Annotated in this window: 14 protein-coding genes; 11 read left to right on the forward strand and 3 right to left on the reverse strand. The window is 71.6% G+C overall.

What is annotated here, in order from left to right; genetic code table 11:
* Positions 1 to 64 precede the first annotated feature (64 nt).
* Positions 65 to 1144 carry a helix-turn-helix domain-containing protein gene (locus tag FDA94_RS33190; protein WP_137251020.1) on the forward strand — a complete coding sequence of 360 codons (1080 nt, stop codon included), beginning with the start codon at positions 65 to 67 and terminating at the stop codon, positions 1142 to 1144.
* An 18-nt stretch (positions 1145 to 1162) separates the two neighbouring features.
* Here the strand turns inward: FDA94_RS33190 and FDA94_RS33195 are convergent, their stop codons facing one another.
* From FDA94_RS33195 to FDA94_RS33205, 3 genes are read right to left on the reverse strand one after another with little or no spacing between them, the layout of a single operon-like run.
* Positions 1163 to 1636: a RyR domain-containing protein gene (locus tag FDA94_RS33195; protein WP_137251021.1), complete on the reverse strand. Its 474-nt coding sequence runs from the start codon at positions 1634 to 1636 to the stop codon at positions 1163 to 1165.
* A 21-nt stretch (positions 1637 to 1657) separates the two neighbouring features.
* Entirely contained in the window at positions 1658 to 2953 is a 1296-nt protein-coding gene (locus tag FDA94_RS33200; protein ID WP_246060286.1) for an MFS transporter, read from the reverse strand.
* Between the two features lie 46 nt (positions 2954 to 2999).
* Positions 3000 to 4637, reverse strand: coding sequence for a class I adenylate-forming enzyme family protein (locus FDA94_RS33205; RefSeq protein ID WP_137251022.1), 1638 nt, complete (start codon positions 4635 to 4637; stop codon positions 3000 to 3002).
* A 184-nt stretch (positions 4638 to 4821) separates the two neighbouring features.
* Between FDA94_RS33205 and argC the strand changes: the two genes are divergently transcribed.
* The 10 genes from argC to FDA94_RS33255 all read left to right on the forward strand — a co-directional run bounded on the left by argC (position 4822) and on the right by FDA94_RS33255 (position 14835).
* Positions 4822 to 5844 carry an N-acetyl-gamma-glutamyl-phosphate reductase gene (argC, locus tag FDA94_RS33210; protein WP_137251023.1) on the forward strand — a complete coding sequence of 341 codons (1023 nt, stop codon included), beginning with the start codon at positions 4822 to 4824 and terminating at the stop codon, positions 5842 to 5844.
* Between the two features lie 31 nt (positions 5845 to 5875).
* Entirely contained in the window at positions 5876 to 7027 is a 1152-nt protein-coding gene (argJ, locus tag FDA94_RS33215) for a bifunctional glutamate N-acetyltransferase/amino-acid acetyltransferase ArgJ (protein WP_137251024.1), read from the forward strand.
* The gene (gene argB / locus FDA94_RS33220) at positions 7024 to 7905 is read left to right on the forward strand and encodes an acetylglutamate kinase (protein ID WP_137251025.1); all 882 of its coding nucleotides are present in this window, start codon (positions 7024 to 7026) and stop codon (positions 7903 to 7905) included. Before argJ ends, argB begins: the two co-directional genes overlap by 4 nt.
* The gene (locus FDA94_RS33225) at positions 7902 to 9074 is read left to right on the forward strand and encodes an acetylornithine transaminase (RefSeq protein ID WP_137251026.1); all 1173 of its coding nucleotides are present in this window, start codon (positions 7902 to 7904) and stop codon (positions 9072 to 9074) included. Before argB ends, FDA94_RS33225 begins: the two co-directional genes overlap by 4 nt.
* Entirely contained in the window at positions 9067 to 9984 is a 918-nt protein-coding gene (argF, locus tag FDA94_RS33230) for an ornithine carbamoyltransferase (protein WP_137251027.1), read from the forward strand. The genes FDA94_RS33225 and argF overlap by 8 nt, the downstream gene beginning before the upstream one ends.
* On the forward strand, positions 9981 to 10496 hold the full coding sequence (locus FDA94_RS33235; protein ID WP_083950252.1) for an arginine repressor: 516 nt from the start codon (positions 9981 to 9983) through the stop codon (positions 10494 to 10496). The genes argF and FDA94_RS33235 overlap by 4 nt, the downstream gene beginning before the upstream one ends.
* Before the next feature lie 83 nt (positions 10497 to 10579).
* Positions 10580 to 11977, forward strand: a complete 1398-nt coding sequence (argH, locus tag FDA94_RS33240) for an argininosuccinate lyase (protein WP_062339895.1) — start codon at positions 10580 to 10582, stop codon at positions 11975 to 11977.
* The gene (locus FDA94_RS33245) at positions 11959 to 12564 is read left to right on the forward strand and encodes a DNA-3-methyladenine glycosylase (RefSeq protein WP_137251028.1); all 606 of its coding nucleotides are present in this window, start codon (positions 11959 to 11961) and stop codon (positions 12562 to 12564) included. The genes argH and FDA94_RS33245 overlap by 19 nt, the downstream gene beginning before the upstream one ends.
* 106 nt (positions 12565 to 12670) lie before the next feature.
* Positions 12671 to 13930, forward strand: coding sequence for a tyrosine--tRNA ligase (gene tyrS / locus FDA94_RS33250; RefSeq protein ID WP_137251029.1), 1260 nt, complete (start codon positions 12671 to 12673; stop codon positions 13928 to 13930).
* Between the two features lie 86 nt (positions 13931 to 14016).
* Positions 14017 to 14835, forward strand: a complete 819-nt coding sequence (locus FDA94_RS33255; RefSeq protein ID WP_137251030.1) for a tetratricopeptide repeat protein — start codon at positions 14017 to 14019, stop codon at positions 14833 to 14835.
* Positions 14836 to 15292: the final 457 nt, after the last annotated feature.

Here is a 15292-nt window from a genome sequence, read left to right on the forward strand (position 1 = left end):
TCAGGAACAGGGCCGGGTTGCCAGGTTGACTCCCGCGAACGGGCAACCCTCCAAAGGGGGCGTGATGACCTTCGGCGAGAAACTGCGCGGCTACCGCCATGGCGCGGGGAAATCGCTGAACGTCCTGGCGAGGGAGTCGAGCTGCTCGAAGTCCTATCTGAGCCGGCTCGAATCGGGTGAACGCCGCCCGAGCCCCGAGGTCGCCCGCCACCTCGACCTCCTGCTCAACGCGGGCGGCGCGCTGAAGGCCGCGGCCCGGGACGACCGTGAGCGGACCGCGAACCTGGTCGGCCCCGGGCGGGGCGTCGACGAGGCCGCCTACGGTGACGCGCTGCTCCGGTTGCGGGAACTCGGCCGCCGGCATTCGGCCCGGATGGTGCTGAACATGGTGCGCGGCATGGTCGCCGACCTCGACGACGACCGCGTGGCGGCGCACCTGACCGAATACGCCAGCTGGATGGCCCAGGAGTCCGGCGACTCCGCCGAAGCCCTCAACCTGATCACCGCCACCGCGACCCTGGCCCGCCGGGGCGCCGCCCGCGACCTGCAGGCCTACGCGCTGGTCCGGCGGGCCGAGCTCCTGCTCGCCGATCCGCGCCGGTCCGCCGAACTGGCCGCCGGGATCCGCGGTCACCGGGGCGTCGCCTCCCGCATCCGCGGCCTGGCCGCCCTGACCGAGGCGAAGGCGCTGGCGCTGACCGGCCCGGCCCGCGCGGCCGAGGCCGCCCTGGATGCGGGCGTCGTCCTGCTGTCGCGGGCGGACGCCGACCCCGGCCCCTTCCCGGTCGGCCCGTCGACGCTCGCCGACGAGGCGGTCGCCGCCGGCGGCTGGACCATGTTCGACCTGGGCCGCACCACTGACGCCGTCGCCCGGCTCGGCGCCGCGATCGACGGCTCCCCGCCCGACGGCCACCGCGCCCGCGGCCTGCTGGGCGCGCGGCTGGCCCGCGCCCACCTCGACCTGGGCGACCTGGAAGAGGCCGAGGCGGCCGTGCGCACCAGTCTCGCCATGGCCCGCCGCAGCGGCTCGGCCTCCACGCTCGCGGAACTCCGCCTGTTCGGCCAGGACCTGCGCCGCTGGCCGGGCCACCCGGTGGCCGACGGGCTCCGGGCCGAGGTGGCCGCCGGTCTGACGGCCCGCTGACGGCCCGTTGACGGCGGGTCAGCTCCGGACGATGCGCAGGTCCGCCACCGCCAGCACCGCCGGAAGGGTGCGCAGCGTCGAGCGGTCCTTGTCGCGGGCGTCCTCGGTCAGGTGCTCCCACGGCACGAGGTCGGGGTGCCGCCGCGCCCGGGGGTCGTGGACCGCGCCGGGGCGCCAGCCCGCCGCGACGCGGACCAGCATCCAGCGCACGTGTTCCATCCGGGCCAGCCGTTCGACCTCCCTGTCGGTCAGCACGGCGGGCGCCGCGTCGCGTCGCCGGGCCAGCCGGCAGCCGATGGCCGCCAGTTTGCGCGGGACGTCGCGCGCGTGGTTGCGGCTGTCGGCGCGCAGCAGGCGGGGCAGCCGGTCCCAGGTCACCAGAGACGCGTTGGTCGTCTCCTCGTCACCGGCGGCGCGGCGGGCGCGCAGGTAGTGGGCGTGGACGGCGCGGGCCAGGTCGTCGACGGTCGTCTCGCTCAGGAGGTCCGGCATCCATCCATCTTGGCCAAGAAATCACGCCGTCGCCCGCGCGACGCGTTGGGCTTCGGCGTGTTCGTCGGTGCGGGCGTCGTACCTGCGGAACTTCGGCAGGGTCGCGGCCATCGCCAGGACGCCGCCCATGCACAGCAGGCCGCCCGCGCCCAGGGAGAAGCGCGTCCCGCCGAGTTCGGCCATGGCGCTGGCGCGGGCGTTGCCCAGCATCGGGCCGGTCGAATAGGAGAGCAGTTCGATGCCGGCCAGGCGGCCCCGGTACTCGTCGGGGATGGTCTGGTTCCAGATCGTGCCCCGGAAGATGCCGCTGATCATGTCCGCGCCGCCCGCCAGGGTCAGGAAGACGATCATCAGCCAGATGTTCGGCATCACCGACGCCACCGCGACGGCCGCGCCCCACAGAAGGGCCGCGACGATGACCGCCAGGCCGTGGCGGTGGACGTGGGCCGTCCACCCCGAGGTCACCGAGGCCAGCACCGAGCCGATCCCCGCCGAGGCGTAGAGCAGGCCGAGGGCGATCTGCTCGTGTTCGCCGCCGAACTGCTCGGCCATGAAGGGGTAGAGCGCGTTCGACATGGCGAAGAACATGGCCGCGATGTCGACGACGTAGGTGCCCATCAGGTCGGGGCGGCGGACGGCGTACCTGACCCCCTCGACGAGCGAGGCCAGGGACGCCGGCTGGGTGACGGCCGCGCGGCGGGCCATCGGGGCCACCCGGAACAGCAGGACCAGCGAGACCAGGAACGTCAGCACGTTGATCCCGTACGACGGCGCCACGCCGAACGAGACGACGATCAGGCCGCCGAGGGCCGGGCCGGCGACCCCTCCCGCGCTTCTGACCAGGCCCTGGATGGCGAAGGCGGCGCCCATCTGGTCGAGCTTGAGCACCTGGTTGATCACGGCCTGCTCACTGGGGCCCCGCACGCTGTACAACCCGGCGGTGAGGGCGCCCACGACGTACAGAACCCAGACCTGGGGGTTCGGGAGGAGGGCGTTGACCATCAGCATCAGGGCGGCCAGGCAGAGGCCGATCTCCGTGGAAATGATGATCTTGCGGCGGTCCATCGAGTCGGCGATGGCGCCGCCCCACAGGCCGCAGACGACCATCGGGACGAACTCGGCCACGCTCACCAGGCCCACCGCGACGTAGGAGCCCGTGAGCTCCTTCATCTGGTAGGGCACCGCGACCAGCGTGATGAACGACCCGAACATGGTGATCGCGGCCGACCCCAGCAACAGGCGGAAGTCGCGGGAGGCGCGCAGCGGGCTGACGTCCATCTTCAGGCGTCGCAGCAGGGCGAGGGAACTTTTGACCACGAACGGCCAGGTTGGCCGAATCAGCGGGTAGTCCGCAACTCCATATTCAGTCGCCCAGGACCTGCCGGCGCAGCACCGTCTTGAGGATCTTCCCGCCCGGGTTGCGCGGCAGTTCCTCCTCGTGGAACCAGAACCGCACCGGGATCTTGAACTCGGCCAGCCGCGTCCGCAGGAACGCCCGCAGGTCCCCGGCCGTCACCGGGCTGGTGATCCGCACCACCGCGCCGACCTGCTCGCCGAGCTCGTCGTCGGGGATCCCGATCACGGCCGCGTCGTCGATCGCCGGGTGTTCGAACAGGGCCGCCTCGACCTCGGCGCAGTAGACGTTCTCGCCGCCCCTGATGACCATGTCCTTGGCCCGGTCGACGATGTAGACGAAGCCCTCCTCGTCGATCCGCGCCAGGTCGCCGGTGTGCAGCCAGCCGTCCACGATCGCCTCGGCGGTCGCGTCGGGCCGGTTCCAGTAGCCCATGATCACCACCGGGCCGCGCATGCACAGCTCGCCGACCTCGCCCCGGGGCAGTTCGCGGCCGGAGGGGTCGCAGATCTTGACGTCCATCACCGCCAGGGGGCGGCCGATGCTGTCGGGGTGCGCCGCGTACTCGCGGCCGCTGTTGTAGATCGCCAGGGCCGTCGTCTCGGTCATGCCGTAGCCGTTGGACGGGGTGCGGTCGGGCAGCAGCGCGGTGACGCGCTCCAGCAGCTTCGGGGGAGCGGGCGCGCCGCCGTAGGAGATCGCCGTCAGCGACGAGATGTCGTGCTTGTCGAGAGCGGGGTGGGAGAGCAGCTGCCAGGCGTTGGTGGGCACCCCGCTCAGCACCGTCGCGCGCTCCCGCTCGATGAGCTCCAGGGCGCGTCCCGGGTCCCACTTGTACATGAGCACCAGCCCGGCGCCGGTGAACATCGTCGTCATGAGCACGGCGAAACAGCCGGTCGCGTGGAACAGCGGCACGGTGAGCAGGGTGTTGCGGCGCTGGCCGGCGCTCTCGGCCGGGTCCTTGCCGGCCATGGCGACGCCGCGCATCATCGCGTACGCCACCGTCATCGGCGCCTGCCCGAGGTTGCGGTGACTGCCCAGGGCGCCCTTCGGCCGGCCCGTGGTGCCGGAGGTGTAGAAGATGGTCGCCGGGTCGTCGGGGGAGAGCTCGACCGGGGGCAGCGTGGTCTTCTCGTCGGCGAGGACGTCGGCCCAGTCGCGGCCGCCCTCGAAGGAGCCCCGCCGCGTGACGATCAGCGGTACGCCGGCCAGCCGCTCGGCGCGCTCCCCGTCGGTGATCGCCAGCCGGGCGCCCGAGTCGCCGAGGGCGAACTCCAGCTCGGCGGCGGTCCACCACGCGTTCAGCGGCACCGCGATGGCCCCGATGGCCAGCGTGGCCGCGAAGGCGACGATCCACTCGGGGTAGTTGCGCATCGCGATGGCCACCCGGTCGCCCTTGGCGATCCCCGAGTCGCGCAGCTCGTGGGCCAGCGTCGCGGCGGCGCGGAAGAACTCGGCGTAGGTGAGGCGCTCGTCCTCGTACACGACGAAGGTCTTGTCGCCGTGGAAGGCCGTGGTCTCCAGCATGGCCCGGAACGTCGCCGGCGCGTGTTTCCAGACCCGGACGCCGTCCGGCGTCCGCGTCATCTCGAACAGCTGCCCCGGGGCGGTGAGCGCCGCCTGCGCCTGGTCATGCGAGATCGTCACGAGACGTCACGATACCGACCGGTAGGTACGGATCCAAGTGACCACCTCACAACGTTGGGGCGCCTTCGGTGTCATCTCGCACAATGAACCCCGGCTTGCATGATCATGTCGGCCGATGCATAATCTTCAGGAAGCAAGAAAATGTGAACCACTGCATGAACATGCAAAACCATCGGGGGGCGGGATGAAGGCGGCCATCGCCGGCGCCAGCGGATACGCCGGGGGCGAGCTGCTCCGGCTGCTGCTCGGGCATCCGGAGATCGAGATCGGCGCGGTCACCGCGGCGTCGAGCGCGGGCACCCGGCTCGGGGCCCACCAGCCCCATCTCACGCCGCTGGCCGGGCGCGTCATCGAGCAGACCACCCGCGAGACCCTGGCCGGTCACGACGTCGTCTTCCTGGCCCTGCCCCACGGCGAGTCGGCCGCCCTGGCGGCCCAGCTCGGAGACGACACCCTGATCGTCGACTGCGGCGCCGACTTCCGGCTCACCGACCCGGCGGCCTGGGGCGAATTCTACGGCGGCGTCCACGCGGGCACCTGGCCCTACGGCCTGCCCGAGCTGCCGGGACAGCGCGAACTCCTGGCCAAGACCAAGCGGGTGGCCGTCCCCGGCTGCTACCCGACCACCGCCACGCTGGCCCTGTTCCCCGCCTTCGCGGCCGGGCTCGCCGGGCCCGACGTCGTCGTGGTCGCCGCGAGCGGCACCTCCGGCGCCGGCAAGTCGCCCAAGTCCCACCTGCTGGGCAGCGAGGTCATGGGCGCGGTCAGCGCCTACGGCGTCGGCGGCGTCCACCGGCACACCCCGGAGATCGAGCAGAACCTCTCGGCCGTCTCGGGGCAGCCGGTGACCGTCTCCTTCACGCCCACCCTCGCGCCCATGCCGCGCGGCATCCTGGCCACCTGCGTCGTCCCGGCCGCGCCGGGCACCACGGCCGAGTCGCTGCGCGAGGCCTACGAGGAGGCCGTCAAGGACGAGCCGTTCCTGACGCTGCTGCCCGAAGGCGTCTGGCCGTCCACCGCGATGACCCTGGGCGCCAACACCGCCGCCCTGCAGGTCACCCTCGATCGGCGGGCGGGCAGGATCGTGGCGCTCGCGGCGATCGACAACCTCACGAAGGGCACCGCGGGCGGCGCGATCCAGAGCGCCAACCTCGCGCTCGGCCTGCCCGAAGAGCTCGGCCTCCCCGTCGCCGGGGTGAGCCCGTGATGTCCGGTTCTGGAGATGAGGAGACCTCGCCATGAGCGTGACCGCCCCCCTGGGCTTCCGGGCCACCGGGATCAACGCCGGGATCAAGCCCGGCGAGCACCGTGACCTCGCCCTCGTCGTCAACGACGGCCCCTCGCGCGCGGCGGCCGCCGTCTTCACCCGCAACCGCGTGAAGGCCGCCCCGGTGATCTGGTCGGAGCAGGTCGTCAGCGGTGGCCGGGTCAAGGCCGTGGTGCTCAACTCCGGCGGCGCCAACGCCTGCACCGGCCCCGCCGGGTTCCAGGACACTCACGCCACCGCCGAGAAGGTCGCCGAGGTCATCGGCGACTCGGCCGGCGAGATCGTGGTCTGCTCGACCGGCCTCATCGGCGAGCGCCTCCCCATGGACGCGCTGCTCGGCGGCGTCGCCGACGCGGCCAGGCAACTGTCCCGCGACGGCGGGGTGGCCGCGGCCGACGCGATCCGCACCACCGACACGGTCAGCAAGATCTCCTTCCGCCGGGGCGAGGGCTACATGGTCGGCGGCATGGCCAAGGGCGCCGGCATGCTCGCCCCCGCCCTGGCCACGATGCTGTCGGTGCTGACCACCGACGCCGACCTGACCTCCGAGGAGTGCGACACCGCGCTGCGGGCCGCCACCGAGGTCACCTTCGACCGCCTCGACTCCGACGGCTGCATGTCGACCAACGACACCGTCCTGCTGCTGGCCAGCGGCGCCGCCGGCGTCAAACCCGACCTGGCCGAGTTCACCAAGCGCCTCACCGAGGTCTGCGCCGACCTGGCCCGCCAGCTCCTCGTCGACGCCGAGGGCGCCTCCAAGGCCATCGCGATCGAGGTCGTCGGGGCCGCCTCCGTCGCCGACGCGGTCGAGGTCGGCCGGGCGATCGCCCGCAGCAACCTGTTCAAGTGCGCCATGCACGGCGAAGACCCCAACTGGGGCCGCGTCCTGTCGGCCATCGGCACCACCCAGGCCGAGTTCGAGCCCGACCGGCTCAACGTCGCGATCAACGGCATCTGGATCTGCCGGGGCGGCGCGGCCGGCGACGACCGCTCCAAGGTCGACCTGCGCCCGCGCGACATCCACGTCACCGCCGACCTGTCGGCCGGGCCCCACTCGGCCACCATCCACACGACCGACCTGACGGCCGAATACGTGCACGAGAACTCGGCGTACAGCTCATGACCCCGTTGCAGAAGTCCGAGGCGCTGATCGAGGCGCTGCCGTGGCTGGCCCGGTTCCAGGGCGCGGTCGTCGTGATCAAGTACGGCGGCAACGCCATGACCGAGGAGCACCTGCGCGAGAAGTTCGCCGACGACGTCGTGTTCCTGCGCTACGCCGGGCTGCGCCCGGTGATCGTGCACGGCGGCGGCCCGCAGATCAACGCCGCCCTCGACCTGCACGGCATCGCCTCCCACTTCACCGCCGGGCTCCGGGTCACCACGCCCGAGGCCATGCAGGTGGTCCGCATGGTGCTGGTCGGCCAGGTCAACCGCGACGTCGTCGGGCTGGTCAACCGGCACGGCCCGTTCGCGGTCGGCCTGTCGGGGGAGGACGCGCACCTGTTCACCGCCGCCCGCAAGCACGCGATCGTCGACGGCGTCCCGGTCGACATCGGCCAGGTCGGCGAGATCGTCGAGGTCAACCCGGGCGCGGTGCGGGCCCTGCTGGCCGACGGGCGGATACCGGTGGTGTCGTCGATCGCCCGGGGTCACGACGGGCAGATCTACAACGTAAATGCCGACACCGCGGCCGCCGCGCTCGCGACCGCTCTCGGCGCGGCCAAGCTCGTGGTCCTCACCGACGTCGAGGGCCTGTACGCCGACTGGCCCGCCAGCGACAAGGTCATCCGGCGCATCTCCGCGGGCGACCTGGCGGCGATGCTGCCCACGCTGTCGAGCGGCATGGTCCCGAAGATGGAGGCCTGCCTGCACGCCGTCCAGGGGGGAGTGCCCCAGGCCCACGTGGTCGACGGCCGGCAGCCCCACGTCCTGCTGAGCGAGATCTTCACCGACGAGGGCATCGGCACCATGGTCCTGCCCGACGAAGGAGTCACCCCATGACCAGCCTGTTCGACCGCTTCGAGGCGGCGTTCATGCCGAACTACGGCGTGCCCCCGGTCGCCCTGGCGCGCGGCGAGGGCTCGGTGGTCTGGGGGATCGACGGGACCGAATACCTCGACATGTTCGGCGGCATCGCGGTCAGCTCCCTCGGCCACGCCCACCCGGCGCTCGTCGAGGCGGTGTCCAAGCAGGTCGCGACCCTGGCGCACACCTCGAACCTGCTCCTGCACGAGCGCGAGGTCGAACTCGCCGAGAAGCTGCTCTCGCTGCTGGGCGCTCCCGGCAGGGTCTTCCTGGCCAACTCGGGCACCGAGGCCAACGAGGCCGCGCTGAAGCTGGCCATCAAATACGGCAAGACCACGGGCCGCAGCTACTTCGTGGCCGCCGAGATGGGCTTCCACGGCCGGACTCTGGGCGCGCTCTCGCTGACCGGCAAGCCGTCGATCCGCGACCAGTTCGGCCCGTTCCCGCTCGACGTCCGGTTCGTCCCGTACGGCGACGCCGAAGCCCTGGCCGACGCCGTCGACGGCGACTGCGCGGCCGTGTTCCTGGAGCCGACCCAGGGCGAGGCCGGAGTGGTCCCGCCCCCCGACGGCTACATGGCCAGGGCCCGCGAGATCACCAAGGCCGCCGGCGCGCTGCTGGTCGCCGACGAGATCCAGTCGGCCATCGGCCGGACCGGCCACTGGTTCGCCCACCAGGCCGACGGCTACCTGCCCGACGTCCTCACCCTGGCGAAGGGCCTGGGCGGCGGCCTCCCGATCGGCGCCTGCGTCGGCTTCGGCCCGGCCGCCACCGTCTTCGAGAAGGGCGACCACGGCTCCACCTTCGGCGGCAACCCCGTGTCGTGCGCCGCCGCGCTGGCCGTGCTCGGCAACGTCGACCTCGCCCACGTCCAGGCCGTCGCCGCCGAGCTGCGCGACGGCATCGAGGCGATCTCCCACCCCCTGCTGAAGGGGGTCCGGGGAAGGGGACTGTGGCTCGCCGCCGTTCTCACCGAAGACAGGGCCGCCCAGGTCCAGGCCGCCGCCCAGCGCGCCGGCTTCCTGGTCAACGCCGTACAACCCGACGCGATCCGGCTCGCACCGCCGCTGGTGATCACCTCAGCGCAGGTGCGGACCTTCCTGGCCGCGTTCCCGCCGATCCTGGATGAGGCCGCCGATGGCTAGACACTTCCTGCGCGACGACGACCTGTCGCCGGCCGAGCAGGCCGAGGTCCTCGACCTCGCCGAGGCCATGAAGAAGGACCGGTACGGCTACCGCCCCTTCGAGGGCCCCCAGACCGTCGCGGTCCTGTTCGACAAGCCGTCCACCCGCACCCGCATCTCCTTCGCGGTCGGCGTCGCCGAACTCGGCGGCAACCCGCTGATCATGGACCTGGGCACCTCCCAGATGGGCCGGGGCGAACCGATCGAGGACACCGCCCGGGTGCTCGACCGGCAGTGCTCGGCGATCGTGTGGCGGACCGCCGGCCAGGAGCGGGTCGAGGCGATGGCCTCGGCCAGCCGGGTCCCCGTCGTGAACGCGCTGACCGACGAGTTCCACCCGTGCCAGGTCCTCGCCGACCTGCTGACCGTCAGGGAGCGCCGGGGTGGCCTGCCGGGGGTCACGCTCGCCTACTTCGGCGACGGCGCCAACAACATGGCCCACTCCTACCTGCTGGGCGGGGCCACGGCCGGGATGCACGTGCGGATCGCGACGCCGGAGGCGTACACCCCCGCACCGGAGGTCGTCGAGAAGGCCGGGCGGATCGCCGCCGGGACCGGAGGGTCGGTCGAGGTCCTCACCGACCCGCTCGCCGCCGCCGCGTCGGCCGACGTGCTGGCCACCGACACCTGGATCAGCATGGGCCACGACGGGAAGGACGCCCGCGTCGCCGCCCTGTCGCCCTACCAGCTCAACGCCAACCTGCTCGCCCTCGCGGCGCCCGGGGCGATCGTGCTGCACTGCCTGCCCGCGTATCGTGGCCTGGAAATCTCGGCCGACGTCCTCGACGGGCCCCGCAGCGCCGTCTGGGACGAGGCCGAGAACCGTCTGCACGCCCAGAAGGCGCTGCTCCACTGGCTGGTAACCCGATGACGATTCCGCTCACCAAGGCCGCCCGGCACGCCAAGATCGTCGAGCTGCTGACCCGCAACAAGGTCAGGTCACAGCCCGAACTGGCCCGCCTGCTGGCCGAGAGCGGGGTCGAGGTGACCCAGGCGACCCTCTCGCGCGACCTCGACGAGCTGGGCGCCCTGAAACTGCGCACCGACGACGGCACGCTCGTCTACGCGGTGCCCGGCGAAGGCGGGGAGCGGGTCCCGATCTACCGGACCGCCACCCCCGCCGAGCAGCCGGAGGTCCGGCTGCGCCGGCACGCCGAGGAACTCCTGGTGTCGGCCGAGGCGTCGGCCAACCTGGTGATCCTGCGGACGCCCCCCGGCGCGGCGCAGTTCCTCGCCTCGGCGATCGACCACGCCGGATGGCACTCCGTCCTCGGCACGGTCGCCGGAGACGACACGATCCTGGTGATCAGCCGGGATCCCCTGGGCGGCGACGCCCTGGCGGCGGCGTTCTTGCGCCTGACCGCCCGCAACAAAGACCAGTGACCATCTGCATCGGCTAAGGTCGCCGATTGGACACGCACGTATTCGAAGGGTGGGCGTTTGCGGTGAGCTCGGAACGGAAGCCGATGCGGCTGTGGGGTGGCCGTTTCGAAGGGGGGCCGGCCGACGCGCTGACCCGCCTGTCGGTGAGCGTTCACTTCGACTGGCGCTTGGTGCCCTATGACCTGATGGCGTCTCGCGCCCACGCCCGCGTGCTGAACCGGGCCGGTCTGCTCACCAACGACGAACTCGGCCGGATGCTGGCCGCGATCGACGACCTGGAGGCCGCCTGCAAGGCCGGCGAGTTCCGGCCGACGGTCGCCGACGAAGACGTCCACACGGCCCTCGAACGCGGTCTGCTCGAACGCCTCGGCACCCTCGGCGGCAAGCTGCGCGCCGGCCGGTCGCGCAACGACCAGATCGCCACCGACCTGCGCCTCTACCTGCGCGACCACGTGCGCACCATCGTGTCGCGCGTCGTCGAGCTGGAGACCGCGCTGATGAGCCAGGCCGAGGAGCACGCCGACACGGCCGCCCCCGGCATGACCCACCTCCAGCACGCCCAGCCGGTCTCGTTCGGCCACCAGCTGCTGGCCCACGTCCACCCACTGACCCGCGACATCGACCGGCTGCGCGACTGGGACAAGCGCGCCGCCGTCTCCCCGCTGGGCTCGGGCGCGCTGGCCGGCTCGTCGCTGCCGCTCGACCCGGTCGCCGTCGCGGCCGAACTGGGCTTCGACTCCGCCGCCCCCAACTCGATGGACGCCGTTGCCGACCGCGACTTCGCCGCCGAGTTCCTCTTCGACGCGGCGATGATCGGCATCCACCTGTCGCGGCTGGGCGAGGAGATCGTCCTGTGGGCCTCGCAGGAGTTCCGCTGGATCGAGATGGACGACGCCTACTCGACCGGCTCGTCGATCATGCCCCAGAAGAAGAACCCCGACGTCGCCGAGCTGGCGCGCGGCAAGTCGGGCCGTCTCATCGGCGCGCTGATGACGATGCTGACCACGCTCAAGGGCCTGCCGCTCACCTACAACCGGGACCTCCAGGAAGACAAGGAGCCCGTGTTCGACGCGGTCGACACCCTCAATCTGGTGCTGCCCGCGATGGCGGGCCTGGTCTCCACCATGCGGGTCAACACCTCGCGGCTGGAGTCGAGCGCGCCCGACGGCTTCGCCCTGGCGACCGACCTGGCCGAGCTGCTGGTCCGCAAGGGCGTCGCCTTCCGCGACGCGCACGAGGCCGTCGGCCATCTCGTCGTGTGGTGCCAGGTCAACGACAAGGACCTCGGCGACCTGACCGACGAGGAGCTGCTGAAGGTCTCGCCGCACTTCACGCCCGACGTCCGCGACGTGCTCAGCGTTCCGGGCGCGCTCGCCGCCCGCAAGGCCCACGGCGGGACCGCGCCCGACCGGGTCCGCGACCAGCTCGCCGCGCTCCGGGAACTCGTCGACGCCCAGGCCGCATGGGCGACCGGGGCCTGACGCTCGACCGGTCCTTCTTCGACCGGCCGGCCCATGAGGTGGCCCCTTCCCTGCTGGGGAAGGTGGTCGTCCATGGGCCGGTCGCGGTGCGTCTCACCGAGACCGAGGCCTACGGGCTGCCCGGCCAGGACCCCGCGTCGCACACCTACCGGGGCCTGACCCCCCGCAACGCGGTCATGTTCGGGCCTCCGGGGCATCTCTACGTCTACTTCACGTACGGGATGCACTACTGCGCCAACTTCACCTGCCTGCCGCCGGGGACGGGCTCGGGGGTGCTGTTGCGGGCGGGGGAGATCGTCGAGGGGGCCGACGTGGCCCTGGAACGGCGCGGCCCCGCCACGAAGCCGCGCGACCTGGCCCGGGGTCCCGCCCGGCTGGCGGTGGCCATGGGCTTCGGCCGGGACCACAACGGCGAAGACGCCGTCTCCGGAAACATCCGCGTGTACGAGGGTTCGCGAGTCCCGCCGGAGAAGGTGATGGAAGGGCCGAGGACCGGCGTTTCCACCGGAGCCGACGTACCGTGGCGGTTCTGGATCGACGGCGACCCCACGGTCTCGCCCTACCGGGCCCACACGCCGAGACGCTGACCTGCGGCGACAGGCCACGCGCGGCTTATCGTGGCGACGAGGCCCCGCCCCGGCCGATAGGGTTTCTTGCGACTCCGTACCGGATATTCACCGAAAGCCAGGAATCGTGACCGACATCCTCGATGAGCTCGAATGGCGCGATGTGACCGCGCAGACCACCGACATCGAAGCGCTCCGCAAGGCGCTGGCCGACGGTCCGGTCACGGTCTATGCGGGGTTCGACCCGACGGCTCCCTCGATCCACGTCGGCAACCTGGCGACCCTGCTCATCCTGACCCGCTTCCAGCGGGCGGGTCACCGGGCGATCGGTCTGGTCGGCGGTGCCACTGGCCTGATCGGCGACCCCTCCGGCCGGAGCACCGAACGCTCACTCAACAGCGACGAGGTCGTGGCCGACTGGGTCTCCAGGATCCGGGGCCAGGTGGAGCGGTTCCTCGACTTCGAGGGCCCCAACCCGGCGACGATGATCTCCAACCTCGACTGGACCGCCGGGATGTCGGCCATCACGTTCCTGCGTGACGTCGGCAAGCACTTCCCGGTCAACCGCATGCTGGCCCGCGAGTCGGTCTCCGCGCGCCTGGCCGGTGAGGGGCTCAGCTACACCGAGTTCAGCTACCAGATCCTGCAGGCCAACGACTACCTGGAGCTCTACCGCCGCAACGGCTGCACCCTCCAGGTCGGCGGCAGCGACCAGTGGGGCAACATCACCGCCGGTGTCGACCTGATCCGGCGCGTCGAGGGGGTCCACACCCACGCCTACACCGGCAAGCTGATCACCAAGGCCGACGGCACCAAGTTCGGCAAGACCGCCGGCGGCGCGGTCTGGCTCGACCCGGCGCTGACCTCGCCCTACGCGTTCTACCAGTACTGGCTGAACGCCGACGACCGCGACGTGGTCCGCTTCCTCAAGGTCTTCACCTTCCTGGAGCGGGGGCGCATCGAGGAGCTGGAGCAGGCCGTCGCCGAGCGCCCGTTCGCCCGGGAGGCGCAGCGCGCCCTGGCCGAAGAGCTGACCACGATGGTCCACGGGGCCGACGAGGTGACCCGCGCCATCGAGGCGTCCAAGGCCCTGTTCGGGCAGGGCTCGATCCAGGATCTCGACGCCGCGACGCTCGCCGCCGCACTGGCCGAGGTCCCCAAGGCGACCGCCTCTCTCGGTACGACCTACGTCGACCTGCTGGCCGAGAGCGGCCTGGCCAAGTCGAAGTCGGAGGCCCGGCGCGCCATCAAGGAGGGCGGCGCCTACCTCAACAACGTCAAGGTCACCGACGAGGAGTACGTCCCGACGTCCGACGACCTCCTGCACGGCCGCTTCCTGGTGCTGCGGCGCGGCAAGAAGACGCTGGGGGGCGTCGAGATCGGCTAGTTCTGTGTGAATTCGTACACAGAACTTCTCCGTGCTCCGTCCTATCGTTGCTGCACCCCTCCCCACCAGCGACGATAGGTGAGCGCATGTTCGACCGTGATGCGACGGCGCTCGGCCCGGTGATGGCCGAGCTCGTCGAATGTAACCGCCTGCTCGCCGGCGGCGACCCGTCTCCGGCGCTGCGGCTGCGGCGCGGCATCGCCTACGGAGCCGCCCGCGATCACCGCACCGCGTTGGCGGAACTCACCGTGGCGGTCATGGGAGACCTCTCCGAGGAGGACCTGGCCGCCGCGCACTGCCGCCGCGCCGTCCTGCTCTGCCGCCTCGGCGAGTACGCCCAGGCGGAGATCGCCGCCACGGAGTCGCTGGCCGCCCGCCTCACGGCGGCCGGATACACCGCCCGCGCGATGCCCCGCTGCCTCGGCGGCGACCTGCAGGGCGCGTGGGCCGACACCGAGCGCGCGCTGCTGCTCGACCCGTCCTACACGGGCGTGCACGCCGTGCGCGGCCGGGTCTTCCTCGCGCTGGGCCGCCCCGCCGACGCGCTGGCCGACTTCGACATCTCCACGAAGGCCGAGGCCTACGACGGCGATGCCCGGATCGACCGCGCCGAGTGCCTGCTCATCCTGGGCGAACCGGCCCGCGCGGTGGCCGCCTGCGACGAGGTCGTCGCCGCCGGCTTCTTCTGGCCCGGCGAGCCGCATCGCGTCCACCTGCTGCGCGCTCGCGCCAACCTGGCCCTCGGCGACCCGATCGCGGCCCTGGCCGACTGCTTCCTCGCCGCCGCGCTGTCGCCGCATTCCCCCGAGGTGTACGAGGTGCGCGCCGAGGCCTACCAGGCGGCCGATTCCGTGGGGGACGCCTCCGCCGACCTGGCCAAAGCCGCCGAACTGAGGGCCGCCTGAAATGTGACGCGGGTAACAGTCGTGTGACCCGACAGTCATGAGAGCCTTAAATGGCCACCCTGACCTGGGGAAACGCCGTGTGGACGCTGATTTGACGCGGGGTTCCGGGTTGCCTAATGTTCTCTTCGCCCCGGGAACACGGCAGCGCCGGAACCCAGGGACATCCCACCGAGAACATCCCGCCGGAAACGGCGAGTGGACACGGGCGAGATGATGAAGTAAGCTTGAAGGGTTGCGCCAGAAACGGCGCGGTCCGCTCCGGTCAGATCTGATCGGGAACTGCGGTAAAGTTGAATCACCGCCCAGCAAGTATCTGTGGGCAGACGTGTGCGTTTCTTGAGAACTCAACAGTGTGCTAAAAGCCAGTGCATGATGCACAACCCCGTCTATTAGACGGATTCCTTTGGTTGACATTATGTCAGCCGGGAAAATTCTCTGAAGACATCTTTTGGAGAGT

Origin of the sequence: Herbidospora galbida, assembly GCF_005233835.1 — a bacterium.
GTDB classification, from domain to species: domain Bacteria; phylum Actinomycetota; class Actinomycetes; order Streptosporangiales; family Streptosporangiaceae; genus Herbidospora; species Herbidospora galbida.

Excerpts from the sequence above, each read along its gene's own strand:
- argB (WP_137251025.1), top strand. The coding sequence starts at position 7,024 with ATGACCCCGTTGCAGAAGTCCGAGGCGCTGATCGAGGCGCTGCCGTGG.
- argJ (WP_137251024.1), top strand. The coding sequence starts at position 5,876 with ATGAGCGTGACCGCCCCCCTGGGCTTCCGGGCCACCGGGATCAACGCC.
- FDA94_RS33195 (WP_137251021.1), bottom strand. The coding sequence starts at position 1,636 with ATGCCGGACCTCCTGAGCGAGACGACCGTCGACGACCTGGCCCGCGCC.
- argF (WP_137251027.1), top strand. The coding sequence starts at position 9,067 with ATGGCTAGACACTTCCTGCGCGACGACGACCTGTCGCCGGCCGAGCAG.
- FDA94_RS33245 (WP_137251028.1), top strand. The coding sequence starts at position 11,959 with ATGGGCGACCGGGGCCTGACGCTCGACCGGTCCTTCTTCGACCGGCCG.
- FDA94_RS33225 (WP_137251026.1), top strand. The coding sequence starts at position 7,902 with ATGACCAGCCTGTTCGACCGCTTCGAGGCGGCGTTCATGCCGAACTAC.
- FDA94_RS33255 (WP_137251030.1), top strand. The coding sequence starts at position 14,017 with ATGTTCGACCGTGATGCGACGGCGCTCGGCCCGGTGATGGCCGAGCTC.
- argH (WP_062339895.1), top strand. The coding sequence starts at position 10,580 with ATGCGGCTGTGGGGTGGCCGTTTCGAAGGGGGGCCGGCCGACGCGCTG.
- FDA94_RS33190 (WP_137251020.1), top strand. The coding sequence starts at position 65 with ATGACCTTCGGCGAGAAACTGCGCGGCTACCGCCATGGCGCGGGGAAA.
- FDA94_RS33235 (WP_083950252.1), top strand. The coding sequence starts at position 9,981 with ATGACGATTCCGCTCACCAAGGCCGCCCGGCACGCCAAGATCGTCGAG.
- argC (WP_137251023.1), top strand. The coding sequence starts at position 4,822 with ATGAAGGCGGCCATCGCCGGCGCCAGCGGATACGCCGGGGGCGAGCTG.